This is a genomic window from Akkermansia sp. UBA7090, assembly GCF_002493465.1.
GTDB lineage: Bacteria > Verrucomicrobiota > Verrucomicrobiia > Verrucomicrobiales > Akkermansiaceae > Akkermansia > Akkermansia muciniphila_A.
In genome coordinates, this window is the sequence record NZ_DKYW01000003.1 from 39243 (window position 1) to 56453 (window position 17211).

The window sequence follows — 17211 nt, forward strand, 5'->3', positions numbered from 1 at the left end:
ACATTTTTGTAATTCATTCTTATGCGCAGTTTTGTTTCTCTTTTTTGCAGCCTCTTCGCCACAATATTCATATTTAACTAATAATCAATAAATTAAAATTAGCAACATATTCATGAGAACATTTACCTGAAAAGTTGGCACGCTTCTTGCTGAAGAAAAGGTACAACAGTTAACCATGATGAGTGACTCGACACGAACACAAGCCATCAGCGCCATCGCTTCCCTGCCCGTGGGCGGAGCTAGCGAAAGCGCCCCGGTCAGCATTGATTATTACGGAGCGGATGTCTTCAGCACGGAAGTGATGAAGAAGTACCTGCCCAAAGATACGGCAAAAACCCTCCTGGCCACTATCCAGGACGGACTTCCTCTGAACGCGGACATTGCCGCGGATGTGGCCCACGCCATGAAGCAGTGGGCTCTGGAACGGGGAGCCACTCACTATACGCACTGGTTCCAGCCCATGACGGGCTCCACGGCGGAGAAGCACGATTCCTTCCTGGACCCCAAGGGAATGGAACCCATCATGAGTTTCTCCGGCAAAAACCTGATTGTGAGCGAACCGGACGCGTCCAGTTTCCCTTCCGGCGGTCTGCGCTGCACCTTTGAGGCCCGCGGATACACCGCCTGGGATCCCACCAGCCCCGCCTTCATCAAGAGGCACGGGAACGGAGCCACGCTCTGCATCCCTACCGCCTACTGTTCCTATACGGGAGACGCGCTGGATAAGAAGACTCCGCTGCTGCGCTCCCGCCAGGCATTGGGCAACGCCGTCAAGAAGCTGATGAAGTGCTTCGGCCTTCCGGACGAACACGTGACCATCACGCTGGGGCCGGAACAGGAGTACTTCCTCATTGACAAGAACTTCTACCTGAACCGCCCGGACCTGGTCCAGACAGGGCGCACCCTTTTCGGCGCACCTCCCGCCAAGCACCAGCAGCTGGAAGACCATTATTTCGGCTCCATCAAACCCCGCGTCCTTAATTTCATGAGCGACGTGGAACAGGAACTCTGGAGACTGGGGATCCCGGCCAAGACCCGCCACAACGAAGTGGCGCCCGCGCAATTTGAACTGGCCCCTCTGTTTGAGGACGTGAACCTGGCGATAGACCATAACATGCTGGTGATGGAGGTTCTGCGCCAGCAGGCCAGCAAGCACGGCCTGGTATGCCTGCTTCATGAAAAGCCCTTTGCTGGCGTCAACGGTTCCGGCAAGCATAACAACTGGTCCATTTCCTACGGGAACAAGAACCTGCTTGACCCCGGCTCGGATCCGCAACAGAACGCCATTTTCCTGACCGTCCTGACCGCCATCATCGAGGCCGTTGACAAACACAGCGACTTGCTGCGCAATTCCGTGGCCAGCGCCGGGAACGACCACCGCCTTGGCGCGAACGAAGCCCCCCCGGCCATTATCTCCATTTTCCTGGGCGCCCAGCTCAATGAAGTAATCGAGAATATGATCAACGGCTCTTCCGGCTGCGGCAAGCGCAACGATACGCTCAAGATCGGCGTGGACACGCTGCCCGTCCTTCCCCGGGACGCGACGGACCGCAACCGCACCAGCCCGTTCGCCTTCACCGGCAACAAGTTTGAATTCCGCGCACCGGGCTCATCTCAATCCTGCGCGGGTCCCATGATGACCCTGAACACCATTGTGGCGGAATCCCTCGATTCCCTGGCGGAAGAACTTTCCTCCTTCGCTCCGGAAACATTCCTGCCGCAGCTCCAGGAAACGCTCAAGCGCAGGATTTCCGAACACAAGAGAATCATCTTCAACGGGGACAATTATTCGGAAGAATGGGTGAAAGAAGCGGAACGCCGCGGCCTCCCCAACCTGAAAAACACGATGACGGCCCTGCACACCCTGGTGAATGAAAAGAATGTGGCCCTGTTTGAAAAGTACGGCGTCTTTTCCAAGCGGGAGCTGGAATCCAGGTTTGAGATTTTCCTGGAAGAATACCACAGGCGCATCCGCATTGAAGGCCGCCTGTCCTGGGAAATGGCCGCCACCATCATTCTCCCCGCTCTGCGCAATGAATACGAGCAAACCGTTTCCGCGCTCTCCAGGGCGCTGGACGCCAAGCGGACCAGCGGCACCGCCGCCCTGCAGAAGCTGGCGGACAAGCTGGGCGACGCCCTGGATTCCATCGTATCCGACCTGGATACCCTGGAAACGGCGCTTACGAGCTGCCATGAGGACATCCTCGTTGCGATGTCCCAATTGAGAACCAGCGTCGATGCCGCAGAAACCCTGGTGAACGACCGGTCCTGGCCTCTCCCCAAGTACCGGGAAATGCTGTTCATCTATTAGAGGGTGCACCGACGGGCTCCGGAGTTATGCCCCCCTCGCGGGTCAAGCCTCTGCCCGCAGGGGACGGCACGGCTCCGGAGCCTTGGCGCGCCCTGTTCCGGCCTCCTTTCCCCACCATGTTCAACTGATCCCCACACCCTGAAAATCCGCGTCATTGACCGTAAAAAAACTTTCCTCCGGAGCCCGGCGGGCACTTAATTCCCCCGGCGGAAATCCGCGGTCCAGGATCACAGGATTCTTCCATCGCCATTATGCCTAAAGACACCTCCATTAAAAAGATTCTCGTGATCGGGTCCGGCCCGATCGTCATCGGCCAGGGTTGCGAATTCGACTACTCCGGCACCCAGGCCTGCAAAGCCCTCCGGGAAGAAGGTTATGAAGTAGTGCTGGTGAACTCCAATCCCGCCACCATTATGACGGATCCGGAGACCTCCCCGCGCACTTATATTGAACCGATCACCCCGGAGTTCGTGGAGAAAATCATCATCCGGGAAAAACCGGATGCCCTTCTCCCGACCCTGGGCGGGCAGACGGCCCTGAACTGCGCCATGGAACTGCACCGCAGCGGCGTGCTGGAGAGGGAAAAGGTGCGTATGATCGGAGCCAACGCGGACGCCATTGACCGCGGGGAGGACCGCAACCTGTTCAAGGAAGCCATGCTCCGCATTGGCCTGGACGTGCCGCGTTCCGGCATTGCGCACACCATGGAGGAAGCACGCCGGGTAGCCGGGGACATCGGTTCCTTTCCCCTGATTGTCCGCCCCGCCTTCACGCTGGGCGGCATGGGAGGCGGCGTGGCGTACAATAAAACGGAATTTGAGGAGATATGCGCCCGGGGGCTGGATCTTTCCCCCGTTTCCGAAATCCTGATTGAAGAGTCCCTGATCGGCTGGAAAGAATTTGAAATGGAGGTAATGAGGGACCGAGCGGACAATTGCGTGGTCATTTGCTCCATTGAAAACATCGACCCCATGGGCGTGCATACCGGGGATTCCATCACCGTAGCCCCCATCCAGACCCTCACGGACCGTGAATACCAGGCCATGCGGGACGCTTCCTTCGCCGTCATCCGGGAGATCGGCGTGGAGACGGGCGGTTCCAACATCCAGTTCGCCATTAATCCGGCCAACGGCCGCATGATTGTCATTGAAATGAACCCCCGCGTTTCCCGTTCCTCCGCGCTGGCTTCCAAGGCCACGGGGTTCCCCATTGCCAAACTGGCCGCCAAACTGGCCGTGGGCTACACGCTGGACGAACTGCGGAATGACATCACGCGGGAAACGCCCGCCTGCTTTGAGCCCACCATCGACTATGTGGTTACCAAGGTCCCCCGCTTCACGTTTGAAAAGTTCAAGCAGGCGGACGAACACCTGACCACGTCCATGAAGTCCGTAGGGGAGGCCATGGCCATCGGACGCACTTTCAAGGAATCCCTGCAAAAGGCCCTGCGTTCCCTGGAAACGGGACGCTGGGGCTGGGGATTTGACGCGAAGGCTCCGCAGGCGCCCTCCGCAGAAGAAATCACGCGGAAACTGGCTGTTCCCACGGCGGAACGCATTTTCTGGATTCAAACGGCGTTCAGCAACGGATTTTCCCTGGATGAAGTGCAGCAGCTTACCCAGATTGATCCCTGGTTCCTGGCGCAAATGCAGGACCTGGCCAGAGCGGGCGACAGCCTGGACAAGCTGGATCTGCGGGAAGCCAAGAAGCTGGGCTTTTCCGACCGGCAAATCGCTCTGGCCCGGGGAACCACGGAAGAAAACATCCGGAAGGAACGTCTGGAACAGGGCATTGTGCCCGGATACCGGCTGGTGGATACCTGCGCCGCGGAGTTCGAAGCCTACACCCCCTACTTTTATTCCACCTATGGAGATGAAAATGAAGCCCGCGAAACAGGCAGAAAAAAAATCCTCATCCTGGGCGGCGGCCCGAACCGCATTGGCCAGGGGATTGAATTCGACTACTGCTGCGTACACGCCTCCATGGCTCTGCGGGAAATGGGTTATGAAACCATCATCGTAAACTCCAACCCGGAAACCGTCTCCACGGACTACGATTCCTCCGACAAGCTTTTCTTTGAACCCCTGACGCTGGAAGACGTGCTTCATATCTGCGAGCAGGAGAAGCCGGACGGAGTCATCGTCCAGTTCGGAGGCCAGACTCCGCTGAACCTGGCCAACGCTCTGGAAGCCCACGGCGTGCCCATCATCGGCACCAGCCCTAAGGCCATTGACTTGGCGGAAGACCGCGAACATTTCTCCGCCCTGTTGAAGGAACTGGGGCTGAAACAGGCGGATGCAGGAACGGCCACCAATGTGGAGGACGCCGCCGCCATTGCCGCGCGCATCGGTTACCCGGTGCTGCTGCGCCCCTCCTTCGTGCTGGGCGGACGCGGCATGATCATTGTATATGAGGAAAAAGAACTGCGCCGGTACATGAATGAAGCCGTGGAAGCTTCCGAAGAACGCCCCGTGTTGATTGACCGTTTCCTGGAAAATGCCGTGGAGATTGACGTGGATGTCATCGCGGACAGGGAGCGCGCCGTCATCGGAGCCATCATGCAGCATGTGGAACCGGCGGGCATCCATTCCGGGGACTCCGCCAGCATGATTCCCGCCATGGGCATTTCCATGAAAATGCACAAGGAAATCACGCGGGCTTCCAAGGAGCTGGCGCGCAAACTGAACGTCTGCGGGCTGATGAACATCCAGTTTGCCGTAAAAGATGAACAGCTTTACGTCATTGAGGTGAATCCGCGCGCTTCCCGCACCGTGCCGTTCGTCTCCAAATCCATCGGAAGGCCCCTCGCCAAGCTGGCCGCACAGGTCATGGCCGGCAAAACGCTGGCGGAACTGGGCTTTACCCGGGAAATCACTCCGGAATACTATTGCGTGAAGGAAGCCGTTTTCCCATGGGGCCGCTTCCCGGGCATCGACGTGGTGCTGGGGCCGGAGATGAAATCCACCGGAGAGGTAATGGGCATTGATCCCGACCCGGACATCGCCTTCGCAAAATCCCAGGTCAGCGCATTCAATCCCCTGCCGACGGAAGGCAAAGTCTTCATTTCCGTGAATGACCGGGACAAGGACCGGGTGCTTCACATGGCCCGGCAGCTGGCGGACATGGGATTCACGCTGTGCGCCACGCGCGGCACGATGATTCACCTGCTCCAGCACGACATTGAATGCGAACGCGCCTACAAAGTCAACGAGGCGCGCCGCCCCAACATCGTGGACCATATTAAAAACGGGGACATTGATTTCATCATCAACACGCCCGGCTCCCACGACGCGCGAGCGGACGACATCATCATCCGTTCCTCCGCCATTGCCGCCAAAACCTCCTATTGCACCAACCTGGCTTCCGCGCAGGCCTGCGTGAACGCCATTGAGGCGCTGAAGAACAAAAATCTTCAGGTGTGCACCATTCAGGAATACCACGCCCAAAACCTTTAATCCCGCACCACCTACAGCATACTTACATCACCATGAGAGCCATTCTCGCACTGGAAGACGGAAGCGTCTTCATCGGTTCGCACTTCGGGGCCACGGGCACGGAAGTGGGGGAAGCCTGCTTCAACACGTCCATGACCGGCTATCAGGAAGTATTGACGGATCCGTCCTACAGCGGCCAGATCGTCACCATGACCTATCCCCTGATCGGCAATTACGGTGTCAATCCGGAAGACGGGGAATCAGACAAAGCGCAGGTCAGCGGTTTTGTGGTGGCGGAGCTGGCGAAGGTTCACTCCAACTGGCGGGCCACGGAATCCCTGGGCCCGTGGCTGGAAAAACAGGGCGTCATCGGCATTGAAGGGGTGGATACACGCAAAATCGCCAAGCATCTGCGCTCCGCCGGTGCCATGCGCGCCTGCCTCACCACGGAGCTGACTCCTGAGGAAGCCGTGGAAGCAGCCAGAAACGCCCCCTCCATGGAAGGCTGCAACATCGTGGACAAAATCGGTTCCCGCCCCATGGCGCCGGAGGAAGTGGATGCGCTGGTTACGGAAAAAGCTCTGCCCCCTGCGGAATACGATATCGTAGCCTTTGACTTCGGCATTAAATACAACATCCTGCGCCAGTTGAGGGAAAACGGCTTCCGCGTAACCGTAGTTCCCGCCCATACGAAGGCGGAGGAAGTGCTGGCCATGAACCCGGACGGAGTTTTTCTTTCCAATGGTCCGGGAGATCCCGCCACGCTGACGGACATTCACCGGGAAGTGGCTGCCTTGATTGGGAAAGTGCCCATGTTCGGCATCTGCCTGGGCCATCAGATTATTTCCCACGCGCTGGGAGCGAAAACCTTCAAGCTGAAATTCGGGCACCGGGGCGCGAACCATCCGGTCAAAGACCTGAAAACGGGTAAAATCAGCATCACATCCCAGAACCACGGTTTTGCCGTGGATCCGGCCACCGTTCCGGACGACGTGGAAATAACGCTGATCAATCTGAATGACAATACCGTGGAGGGCATCGCCCACAGGACGCTTCCCGTATTCAGCGTGCAATACCACCCGGAAGCGGCTCCCGGCCCCAGGGATCCCCAGTACCTGTTCCGGGACTTCAAGCAGATGATCGCCTCCACCAGGCGGCAGGAGGTACGCTGAGCCATACGGACCACCTTCAAGACCAGAGCATTTTTCTCGCCTCACAGGGAAAAATGCTTTATTTATGCACCGAAGCGCATGAATTTCATGCTCTGGGAGAGGGTTCCTTTCATCAATCACTCCCGCCAGCAAACCACCTACACACCACATGAGCAAAATCGCATTAATCTCCGGCATTACGGGTCAGGACGGCTCCTTTCTCGCAGAATTCCTGATTGATAAAGGGTATGAAGTACACGGCATCCTGCGCCGGTCCTCCTCCTTCAACACGGGACGCATCGAACACCTTTACCTGGACGAATGGGTGCGGGACATGAAAAAGAACCGGCTGGTCAACCTTCATTACGGAGACATGACGGATTCCAGTTCCCTCATCCGCATCATCCAGACCGTGCAGCCGGATGAAATCTACAATCTGGCAGCCCAGAGCCATGTGAAAGTCAGCTTTGACGTACCGGAATACACGGCAGAAACGGACGCCGTGGGAACCCTCCGCATGCTGGAAGCCGTCCGCATTCTGGGCATGGAAAAGAAATGCCGCATTTACCAGGCCTCCACGTCCGAGCTCTTCGGGCTGGTGCAGGAAGTTCCCCAAAAGGAAACCACGCCGTTTTATCCCCGCTCCCCTTACGGCGTAGCCAAGCAATACGGATTCTGGATCACCAAGAATTACCGGGAATCCTACGGCATGTTCGCTGTCAACGGCATCCTGTTCAACCACGAAAGCGAACGCCGCGGGGAAAACTTCGTTACCCGCAAGATCACGCTGGCGGCGGCCCGCATTGCCCAGGGCATGCAGGATAAGCTTTACCTGGGCAACCTGAACGCCCTGCGCGACTGGGGGTATGCGAAGGATTACGTGGAATGCATGTGGCTGATTCTCCAGCACGACAAGCCGGAAGACTTCGTCATCGCCACCGGGGAAATGCACACGGTACGGGAATTTTGCACGCTGGCCTTCCGTGAAGCCGGAATAGAGCTGGAATGGGAAGGGGAAGGCGTGGAAGAACGCGGCCGCGACAGGAAGACGGGCAATATCCTGGTGGAAGTGGATCCCAAATATTTCCGCCCTGCCGAAGTTGAACAACTGCTGGGAGACCCCACCAAGGCCAAAACCCTTCTTGGCTGGAACCCCACCTCCACGCCGTTTGAGGAACTCGTGCGCATCATGGTGCGCCACGACATGGAATACGTCAAAACTCCCGTCCGTTTCTGAGATGAACAAAAACAGCAGAATCTTTGTGGCCGGACACCGCGGCCTCGTTGGTTCCGCCATCTGGAAATCTCTGGAAAACAAAGGCTATTCCAACCTGATTGGACGGACGCACCAAGAACTGGACCTGGAAGATCCTGCGGCCGTCCGGGAATTCTTTGACCGGGAAAAGCCGGAATACGTCTTTCTGGCGGCGGCGTTTGTGGGCGGCATCATCGCCAATTCCCGCTACCGGGCGGACTTCATCTTCCGCAACCTCCAGATTCAGCAGAACGTTATCGGGGAAAGTTTCCGGCATGGCGTATCCAAGCTCATCTTCCTAGGGAGCACCTGCATCTACCCGCGCGAAGCGCCCCAGCCCATGAAGGAAAACGCCCTGCTTACCTCCCCGCTGGAATACACCAACGAACCTTATGCCATCGCCAAAATAGCGGGGCTGAAGATGTGCGAAAGCTTCAACCTGCAATACGGCACCAACTACATCGCCGTCATGCCTACGAACCTGTACGGCCCCAATGACAATTTCCACCTGGAAAACAGTCATGTGCTGCCCGCCATGGTGCGCAAGATACACCTGGCCAAGTGCCTGATGGAAGGAGACTGGAACGCCGTGCAGAAAGATCTGGATATGCGCCCTGTGGAACAGGTGGACGGAACGGCTGAAGAAAGGGAAATCCTGGCCGTGCTGGACAAATACGGCATCACCCCCGGTTCCGTGGAACTGTGGGGTACGGGAACTCCCCTGCGCGAATTCCTGTGGAGCGAGGACATGGCGGACGCCTGCGTCCATGTGATGGAGCAAGTGGATTTCAGCCAGTTGCAAGAAGGAGGCAGGGAAGTGCGGAACTGCCATATCAATATCGGCACCGGGAAGGAAATCTCCATCGGCGGACTGGCCCGACTGATTGCCGCTACGGAAGGCTACCGGGGCAATCTGGTGTTCAACGCAGACAAGCCGGACGGCACCATGCGCAAGCTGACGGACGTCTCCAAGCTGCATTCCCTGGGCTGGAAACACCGGGTGGAGCTGGAAGAAGGAGTGGAACGCATTTACCGGTGGTATCTGAGCCGGATGTGCGCTGCCGGCAACTGACCTTTCCGTCGGCTCCCCCCTCACCCCATGACCAGCCACCCGGACAAGCAAAATCCACCCCCCGCCAAAGCCAGCTTGTGGGCGTTAAGCCCCCTGCTGGTTTTCTTCCTGCTTTACCTGGTCATCTCCATAGCCGTACAGGATTTTTACGCCGTCCCGGTAACGGTGGCCTTTACGGCGGCGGCCGTCTGGGCCGTTTTCATTACCCGCGGAAAAAGCATGGCGGAACGGGTGGATCTGTTTTCCTCCGGAGTGGCCAACCGGAACATCCTGATGATGATCTGGATTTTCGTGCTGGCAGGAGCCTTCGCCCAGGCGGCCAGGGACATGGGGGCCATTGACGCTACCGTCCAGCTCACGCTGCGGCTCCTGCCGGACAATCTGCTGCTTGCCAGCGTTTTCATCGCCTCCTGCTTCATCTCCCTCTCTGTAGGAACTTCCGTAGGCACCATTGTCGCCCTGGCTCCCGTAGCCACGGGGCTGGCGCAGGCCACTCAGGTCAGCGCCGGCATGATGACGGCCATTGTGGTGGGAGGAGCATTCTTCGGAGACAATCTTTCCTTCATTTCAGACACCACGATCGCCGCCACCCGTACGCAGGGCTGCTCCATGCGGGACAAATTTCAGGCCAACCTCAAGGTAGTGCTTCCCGCCGCCCTGCTGGCCCTGGCCTGCTACATCCTGCTCGGATGGAACGTGCGGTCCCCCTCCACGGCGGACACCTCCATTGAATGGATGAAAGTATTCCCCTATCTGCTCGTGCTGGCGACGGCCCTGGCAGGAATCCACGTCATGACCGTTCTGACCCTGGGACTCCTTGCCACGGGACTGATTGGCATCGGCATGGGTTATTTCTCCTTCATCGCCTGGTTCCAAGCCATGGGCAGCGGAATGACCGGCATGGGAGAATTGATTATCGTTACTCTGCTGGCAGGCGGCGTGCTGTCCCTCATCCGTTTCAACGGGGGCATCGCGTACATTATCGAAAAAATCACGGCCCATATCCGCAGCAGGCGCGGCGCGGAATTCAGCATTGCCGGATTGGTCTCCCTGGCCAACCTCTGCACGGCCAACAATACGATCGCCATCATCACGGCTGGCCCCATCGCCAAGGAAATCAGCGATAAATTCCATATCCCTCCCAAGCGCAGCGCGAGCATTCTGGACACTTTTTCCTGCCTGGTTCAGGGAGTCATCCCTTACGGGGCTCAAATGCTCATGGCCGCAGGAATCTCCCAGGTCTCCCCCCTGCTGATCATGGAATACCTGTATTATCCCCTGATTCTGGGCGTCTGCGCCACCCTTGCCATTGCGCTGCCCCGGGGAGGAAAGGGAAGACGGCGGAAACGCTGAAAAGCCCATGAGGGAAAAGGACGGCAAAGGCAGCCTTTTTCGTTACCGACATGTTATCCTTGTTATCCTCATGTTACTCAACAGATGGGATTCTTATGCTATCATACATATATGAGCCTTCATATAGAACCCACGGAAGACGCAGTGGACACCCTGCGCAAGGAAAGGCGGAAAAATTATATTGCCGCATTCGCGACATCCATTCTCTCCGTCGTTTTGGCAGGAGCCATTCTCTACTCTCTGACGATCATCATCGCTCCCCCGGAAGAGCCCAAGGTCGTCGGCTACATTACGCCGGACGATGCTCCGCCGTCGGACACGCCTCCGCCGCCGGAAGTGCAGAGGGAAACTTCCTCTTCTTCCCACGCGGAGACGCCCGTCAAGGTTGTGGTGGCAGCGGCCGCCGCTCCGGTGAGCCTCCCCAAGATTGACATTGACGCGCCTGATGAACCCGTCATGCTGGAGGAAGGAACCGCCCTCGGCATGGGAGACGGCTTCGGCCCCGACCTGGGGGACGCCACTTCCGCCTTCGGTACGTCCCAACCTTCCGGAAGCACGCTGGTAGGGACCTTTTACGACACCAAGCAAACTCCTGGCGGACGTCCTACCAATCTTTCGCAGGAACAGTTTTGTTCCGTTCTTTCCCGCTTCATTAATCGGGGGTGGGATGAAAAGGATATGAACCGTTTTTATAAGGCGCCCCAACAGCTTTACGCAGCGCAGTTCTACGTTCCCAGAACATCCGCCAATGACGCGCCTAAGGCCTACGGTTGCGCGGACAAAGTCAAACCAAGCCGATGGATTGCCATCTATCGCGGCAAAGTGCGCGCTCCAAAATCCGGAACATTCCGCTTTGTCGGAGCTGGTGACGACGTCATTGCCGTACGCTTCAATAACGAAAATGTGTTTGATTATGGCTGGTTCCAGGCATCACTAGGGAAAATAACCGCTAATCCAAAATGGATAGCAGCCATGGAAAACAAACCCGGAAACGACGACCTGAAAAAGGAGCTTAAGAGTGTGGGCATCAATACCCCACCGGTCACTTTCTATAAGTACTCTTCCTCCGGACACTGGAACAGCTCGCTGGGAGGCGTTGCGGCCGGTAAAACATTCAAAGTGGAACAGGGAAAGGTATACCCTATTGAAATTCTGATTAGCGAAATTCCTGGGGGAGAATTCGGCATGGCCCTGCTTCTGGAGGAAGTGGGCATGCCCCCCCTGAACAAGGATCCTAAAACGGGAGCCCCCATCCTGCCTCTGTTCCGGACCAACTACGGCGTCCCGAAACCGGACAAGAACAAGGAACACGTGCCATTTGACGAAATCGGCATTGTTTGGGAATCCATCAAATAACCCGTCAGTTCCTCCCTTTCCATGCCCACAGGAAACCCTGTGGGCATTTTGCTTGCCCGTCCATAAAAGATAGCCTACGCTTCCGCCACAGCCATGCAGCCTTTTCGCTTTCATTCCATCTACCAGCCGCGCATCTGGGGCGGCCAGAGCATGAGAACCATGCTGGGACGGGAACTGCCCGACCGGGAAACAGCCTATGGGGAGGCGTGGGAAATCAGCGACCGCCCGGAAGCCATGAGCATCGTAAAAGACGGAGAATGGGCAGGAATGCCCCTGCACCGGCTGTGGGAAGAACGCCGGCAGGAAATTTTCGGGCCCGGCTACGAACGTTTCCCTCGATTTCCCCTGCTCTGCAAAATTCTGGATGCCCGCGAAAACCTTTCCGTCCAGGTGCATCCCCCGGAACGCACGGCGGCAGCCCGGCAGGGAGAAGTAAAAAATGAGATATGGTACGTACTGCACGCAACTCCGGATGCCCGGATTTACGGGGGAATGAAGGAGAACGCCTCACTTCCGGACATCCGTCATGCGGCGGAAACGGGACAAATGGAGCAGTTGATAAGCTCCGCCCATTTGGAACCGGGGGAACATCTTTACATTCCGGCGGGACTGGTTCATGCCATCGGCGCCGGACATCTCATTGCGGAAATCCAGCAGAACAGCGATACCACCTACCGCCTTTATGACTGGAACCGCACGGATGCCTCCGGACGAGGGCGGGAACTGCATCTGGAACAGGCATTGGATTCCATCGGGGAATTCCGGGAACTCTGCCAGCGCCCCGGCTACCTGACGGAAATGCCGCATTTCACCACAAAGGAATACCGTCTGGATAAGGGAGAACGGTTCACCCAGCCGGACTCATCCCGCTTCGCCGTTTTCACGGTTCTCCACGGTTCCGTGTGCTGGGACGGGAAAACGGCCCGGAAGGGCGAATTCATCCTATCCCCGGCAGGCGCGGATGCTGTCACTGCGGCAGAAGCAGAGACTGTTTTACTCTTAACAACGGTTTAAACAGATCAATATGACAAAAAAAGCGAAGAATTCGGCACAATGCTGAAGCTTTCGCACTTTTTCGTTGCAAAGAAGAAAGGCGAATCTTAGCGTGGCCTTAACTTTTCCCGCATCCGTGCTGAAAATTCCCCATCTTCCGGCCTTTGTATGAGCAATATTTCCACCATCGCCGCTTATCTTGCCCGCTTTTCCGGTCAGCTCCAGCCCATGCTGGAGAAAGTCCAGGGCATGGACCGCAGAACTTTTCTGCTGGAAACCGCCGCCCTGCTTGCCCTGACCAGTTGTTCGGGACCTTCCGGAAAAGCAGGAATGGCACCCATGATCTCCTTTAAGCCCTCCGGAGTCCCCGTGGTGAAACGTTCTCCGCGCCAGTTGCTGGCGGAATGCAACGTCCGGCCTATGTTCATGCCTAAATCTTCTCCGCTCCGCCGCCGTTCTTCCCGAATGAAGCCGCGCTTCATTACCATGCACAACACGGAAAACCCGTCCGCAGACGCCATGCAGCACGCGCGCGCCCTGAATAACGGAGCTTTGCGCTGCAACTGGCATTATACAGTAGATCCGTACGTGACCATGCAGCATATCCCCCTGAATGAAACGGGGCGCCATGCGGACCGGGGCGGCCCCGGAGACATGTACTCCATCGGCATTGAAATGTGTGAGAAGCGAGGACAAAGCATCGTCAAAACCTTTGACCGCGCCGCCAAGCTGGCGGCCTACAACATGTATGCCCATAATATTCCCCTGCGGAATGTCGTGCCCCACTACTACTGGACCGGCAAGCGTTGCCCCCATCTTCTGCTGGACAATGGCAAACCCGGCTTCAAATGGTCCTGGTTCATCTCCCGCGTGGATTACTATTACCGCTGCATCAGCTGATACCGGACAATACTTCCTCCCTGCGCAGGAAGATGGGGAATATTTATCATGCGGCCTACAACGGCTTTGCCGCCGGAGAACGGTTAACAATCTCCCGCCATTTCATTAAAACCGCTTTGGGGAAAATGCCTCTCAAAAAAGCCGTTCCCTCCTGCCCGTTATTTCTGAAGCATATTCCTTTCCAGAACCCCGACTCGGTTCCCTTTCTGGAAAAGACTTCCAGAAAAAGAACCGGGGCAATTCGCCTTATGGCATGACGGGATCCTCCGGCATCAGAATAGACGCCACGGCAAAAGCGGCAATGCCTTCCCTGCGGCCCAGCGCGCCAAGCTGTTCATTCGTGGTGGCCTTGATGCCCACACGGGCCGTGGAGATTCCCAGAGCAGTTCCCAAAGCTCCTTTCATCTGCTCCAAATAAGGAGAAATGCGGGGAGATTCTGCAATAAGGGACGAGTCCACATTCACGATGCGACCGCCGCGCTCCCGGATCAGAGAGACGGCTTTCGCCACAATATCCAGAGAAGGAATGTCCTTGCAGGCAGGATCTCCCGGCGGGAACCAGTAGCCGATGTCCGGCAACCCGGCAGCGCCCAGCAAAGCGTCCGCAATGGAGTGGCATAAAACATCCGCGTCGGAATGGCCGTCCAGGCCTCGGGAAGAAGGAATATGCACGCCGCCCAGCATCAAGGGGCGCGGAACTTCCGCAAAACGGTGGATGTCATAGCCGATTCCGGTCAAAGCAATCATGTTTTTCATGCGGTACTGCGGCAATAATGTTCAGGCTATTCTCCCAGTGCTTCCATAACAGGGATGCGACCGTTCCATGCGACAATGGCGAATTGTTCAGGATTGTCTTCCTTCGGTTCCAAAACAACCTTGCCTCCGGCTGCTTCCACCAGCAAAACCCCGGCAGCGACATCCCAGATGGAAATGACGCTTTCCACATAGGCGTCAAATCTGCCGCAGGCAATATAAGCCAGGGCCAAAGCGGCGGAACCGTTATTGCGCACCTTGCGTACCTGCCAGGCGATCTTGGCGAAGCGTTCAATCCCTTTTTCCTTGGAACCGTCCGTCTTGCCGTGCCCCACGAATACCACGGCTTCCGCCATGCGTTCCCGCCGGCTGCAATACATGGGATGATCATTCATGTATGGAATCCCGCCCTTTTCCACATGCCAGCATTCATCCATCATGGGGTCGTAAATCACTCCAAGAACCACTTCCCCGCGGCGGCGCAAAGCTATGGAGACACAGAACCAGGGAATCGTGTAAAAATAATTCACCGTCCCGTCAATGGGGTCTACAATCCATTCATATTCACTGTTCCTGTCCCCGGTGTATCCTTCTTCGCCCAAGACGGCGTGGTGGGGAAACACGGAGAGGATTTCCTCCGTAATCAGTTTCTGGGAGAGCTTGTCCAGCTCCAGCTTGATGTCATTCTGGCTGGCTTCATCCACCTTCTTTTGCTCATAAAAATGCTTCTTCAGGAAAGCTCCGGCGGATTTGGCGGCCTGAATGGCCGTGGTCATTTCAAGTGAGTGTCTCATGATGCTTTACTAATGGAAAATTGAATTTCACTGGGGCCCCTGTTCCGCAGGATTCTCCCGCTCCCGGCGTTCCCGGACGGCTTTTCTGCGGCCTTCCTCCGCACGATCATACACTTCCCCAGCCAGGGAGGAACAGGTTGCTGCCAATGCTGCGGCAATCCCCTTCTTCTCATAGATGGCATCCTCCGGAGAATCAAAGCCCACCCAGACAAAAACCGTGAAATAACGCCCCATGACGGCGGAAAAATGCCCCGTATTCCCAGGAAGCCTGACATTGACGAATGTTTTCCTGGCTCGTTCGTCATAGCGGAAGGGAGGAAGGGACGCCACCAGATGGGCGGATTCCCTAGGCAGGATCTCCTGACGGCTTTCTTCCGGAGAAGGAGCATTCACCATCACCAGGTTCTTTTTGGTGGTGCCCACCTGCCTGACGGAGGAAATATTTACATTGAGCCCGTCATTTCCGATGAGATACAGGGCATTGACGGCATGCGAGAGAGGTATGCGGAACCTGCCGGTATACAAGTCCGAAGAACGGGGAAGTTCCCCTTTGTAGCCGGCCTTTTGCGCCGTTTCTATTACCGTATTGAAACCTACCCCGCGACCAGTGACTTCCGGATTGCTGCGGATAACGGTTCTACGCTGATCAACGGCGCACAAATTGACGATGGGAGTGAACAGGTCGCCGGGCATTACCTTGGACTGCCACCGGTCCAGACCGTCCTGGGCGGAGCGCCCTCCTGTTACGGCCAGCAAATCCCCTTTACGGGAATCCACGCACAATATGGCCGCTTGCACACAATGATTCAACTGGTTATCCACCCTTTTGGGCAGCCCCGCCCACACGGAAGAAGATTCCAGAGCGGCCAGCATAGGCTCGCTTACATCTTCAACCATCCGCTGGAATTCCAAATCCAGCGTGGTCATGACAAAAATGCTGGAGGTTCCCTCCTGCTCGTCGCAGCAATCCAGGTTCCCCAATTCCCGGGAAACAACCAGAACGGGATAAGAACCGGGCCGCGCTTCCCGTTTACCAGCCACTGCCATCGGTTCGCGGAGCGCCTGCCATAATTGTTCCCGGGTAATAAATTCACACTCAAACATTCTTTCCAGCGTCGCATTGCGGACTTTAACGGCAGCCTCCGGGCTGTAAACAGGATTGTAAATGGAAGGTCCGCGCACCAGCCCGGCCAGGGTAGCGCACTCCGCCAGTGTCAAATCCGCCACTTTTTTGCCGAAATACAAATCCGCCGCCTGCGCAATTCCATAGCATTGCTGGCCAAAATAAATGCGGTTCAGGTAAGCCGTCAGAATTTCATCCTTGGAATACTTACCCTCAATGCGGCGAGCCACGGCCATTTCCAGAACCTTGCGATCCAGGGTCTTCCCCCCCAGTTCATAACAATTCCGCGCCAGCTGCATCGTAATCGTGGAAGCTCCCTGGGCATAGGACAACGTAGTCAGATTCCGGCAAATGGAACGGATAATGGAAGAGTATACAATGCCGCCATGCTCGAAAAAATCTTCATCCTCCCGCGCAATGAACGCATTCACCAGATTATCAGGCAGTTCATTGCGCGCTACATACACCCGGTCATGATCTGTCAAGGTGCCTATCCACTGGCCGTTGCGGTCATATGCAGCGCAATTTTCCAACGGCGCCAAAACCTCGTCCAGCTCATACTGGTCCGCTCTCCATGCATAAACGAGAAGAACAATGATGAAAGCGATAGGAATGAGGCTGAACCACAACAGCAGACGGCCCAGATTGCGAGGCAGCAATCCGAACAGATCATACCATCTTTTACGCCTGTTCTCCATTCCGGGTTTAATCCTTAA

The 17211-nt window shown here is 56.7% G+C and carries 12 protein-coding genes; 9 read left to right on the forward strand and 3 right to left on the reverse strand.

Features of this window, described 5'->3' with window-relative positions; translation table 11 throughout:
• Positions 1-175 precede the first annotated feature (175 nt).
• The 9 genes from B3075_RS00630 (at position 176) to B3075_RS00670 (ending at position 13825) form a co-directional block, all read left to right on the forward strand.
• Positions 176-2311, forward strand: a complete 2136-nt coding sequence (locus tag B3075_RS00630; protein WP_290489606.1) for a glutamine synthetase III — start codon at positions 176-178, stop codon at positions 2309-2311.
• A 251-nt stretch (positions 2312-2562) separates the two neighbouring features.
• Complete coding sequence (carB, locus tag B3075_RS00635; protein ID WP_102734158.1) at positions 2563-5766, forward strand: carbamoyl-phosphate synthase large subunit; 3204 nt, start codon at positions 2563-2565, stop codon at positions 5764-5766.
• A gap of 32 nt (positions 5767-5798) precedes the next feature.
• Entirely contained in the window at positions 5799-6917 is a 1119-nt protein-coding gene (carA, locus tag B3075_RS00640; protein WP_094135548.1) for a glutamine-hydrolyzing carbamoyl-phosphate synthase small subunit, read from the forward strand.
• Between the two features lie 148 nt (positions 6918-7065).
• Complete coding sequence (gene gmd / locus B3075_RS00645; RefSeq protein ID WP_094135547.1) at positions 7066-8133, forward strand: GDP-mannose 4,6-dehydratase; 1068 nt, start codon at positions 7066-7068, stop codon at positions 8131-8133.
• A gap of 1 nt (position 8134) precedes the next feature.
• On the forward strand, positions 8135-9223 hold the full coding sequence (locus B3075_RS00650) for a GDP-L-fucose synthase family protein (RefSeq protein ID WP_290489605.1): 1089 nt from the start codon (positions 8135-8137) through the stop codon (positions 9221-9223).
• Between the two features lie 27 nt (positions 9224-9250).
• Positions 9251-10576, forward strand: a complete 1326-nt coding sequence (locus B3075_RS00655) for a Na+/H+ antiporter NhaC family protein (RefSeq protein WP_290489604.1) — start codon at positions 9251-9253, stop codon at positions 10574-10576.
• A gap of 111 nt (positions 10577-10687) precedes the next feature.
• Positions 10688-11932 carry a hypothetical protein gene (locus tag B3075_RS00660; protein ID WP_290489603.1) on the forward strand — a complete coding sequence of 415 codons (1245 nt, stop codon included), beginning with the start codon at positions 10688-10690 and terminating at the stop codon, positions 11930-11932.
• Between the two features lie 93 nt (positions 11933-12025).
• The gene (locus B3075_RS00665) at positions 12026-12946 is read left to right on the forward strand and encodes a type I phosphomannose isomerase catalytic subunit (protein ID WP_290489602.1); all 921 of its coding nucleotides are present in this window, start codon (positions 12026-12028) and stop codon (positions 12944-12946) included.
• 147 nt (positions 12947-13093) lie between these two features.
• Complete coding sequence (locus B3075_RS00670; RefSeq protein WP_290489601.1) at positions 13094-13825, forward strand: peptidoglycan recognition protein family protein; 732 nt, start codon at positions 13094-13096, stop codon at positions 13823-13825.
• A gap of 246 nt (positions 13826-14071) precedes the next feature.
• On the opposite strand, the gene ispF is transcribed toward B3075_RS00670, so the two are convergent.
• Genes ispF through B3075_RS00685 form a run of 3 tightly spaced genes read right to left on the reverse strand, consistent with a single transcriptional unit; the run spans position 14072 to position 17193 of the window.
• Entirely contained in the window at positions 14072-14581 is a 510-nt protein-coding gene (ispF, locus tag B3075_RS00675; RefSeq protein ID WP_094135541.1) for a 2-C-methyl-D-erythritol 2,4-cyclodiphosphate synthase, read from the reverse strand.
• A 26-nt stretch (positions 14582-14607) separates the two neighbouring features.
• Positions 14608-15372 (reverse strand): inositol monophosphatase family protein, encoded by a 765-nt coding sequence (locus tag B3075_RS00680; RefSeq protein WP_290489600.1) that lies wholly within the window; start codon positions 15370-15372, stop codon positions 14608-14610.
• A gap of 27 nt (positions 15373-15399) precedes the next feature.
• On the reverse strand, positions 15400-17193 hold the full coding sequence (locus B3075_RS00685) for a transglycosylase domain-containing protein (protein ID WP_290489599.1): 1794 nt from the start codon (positions 17191-17193) through the stop codon (positions 15400-15402).
• Positions 17194-17211: the final 18 nt, after the last annotated feature.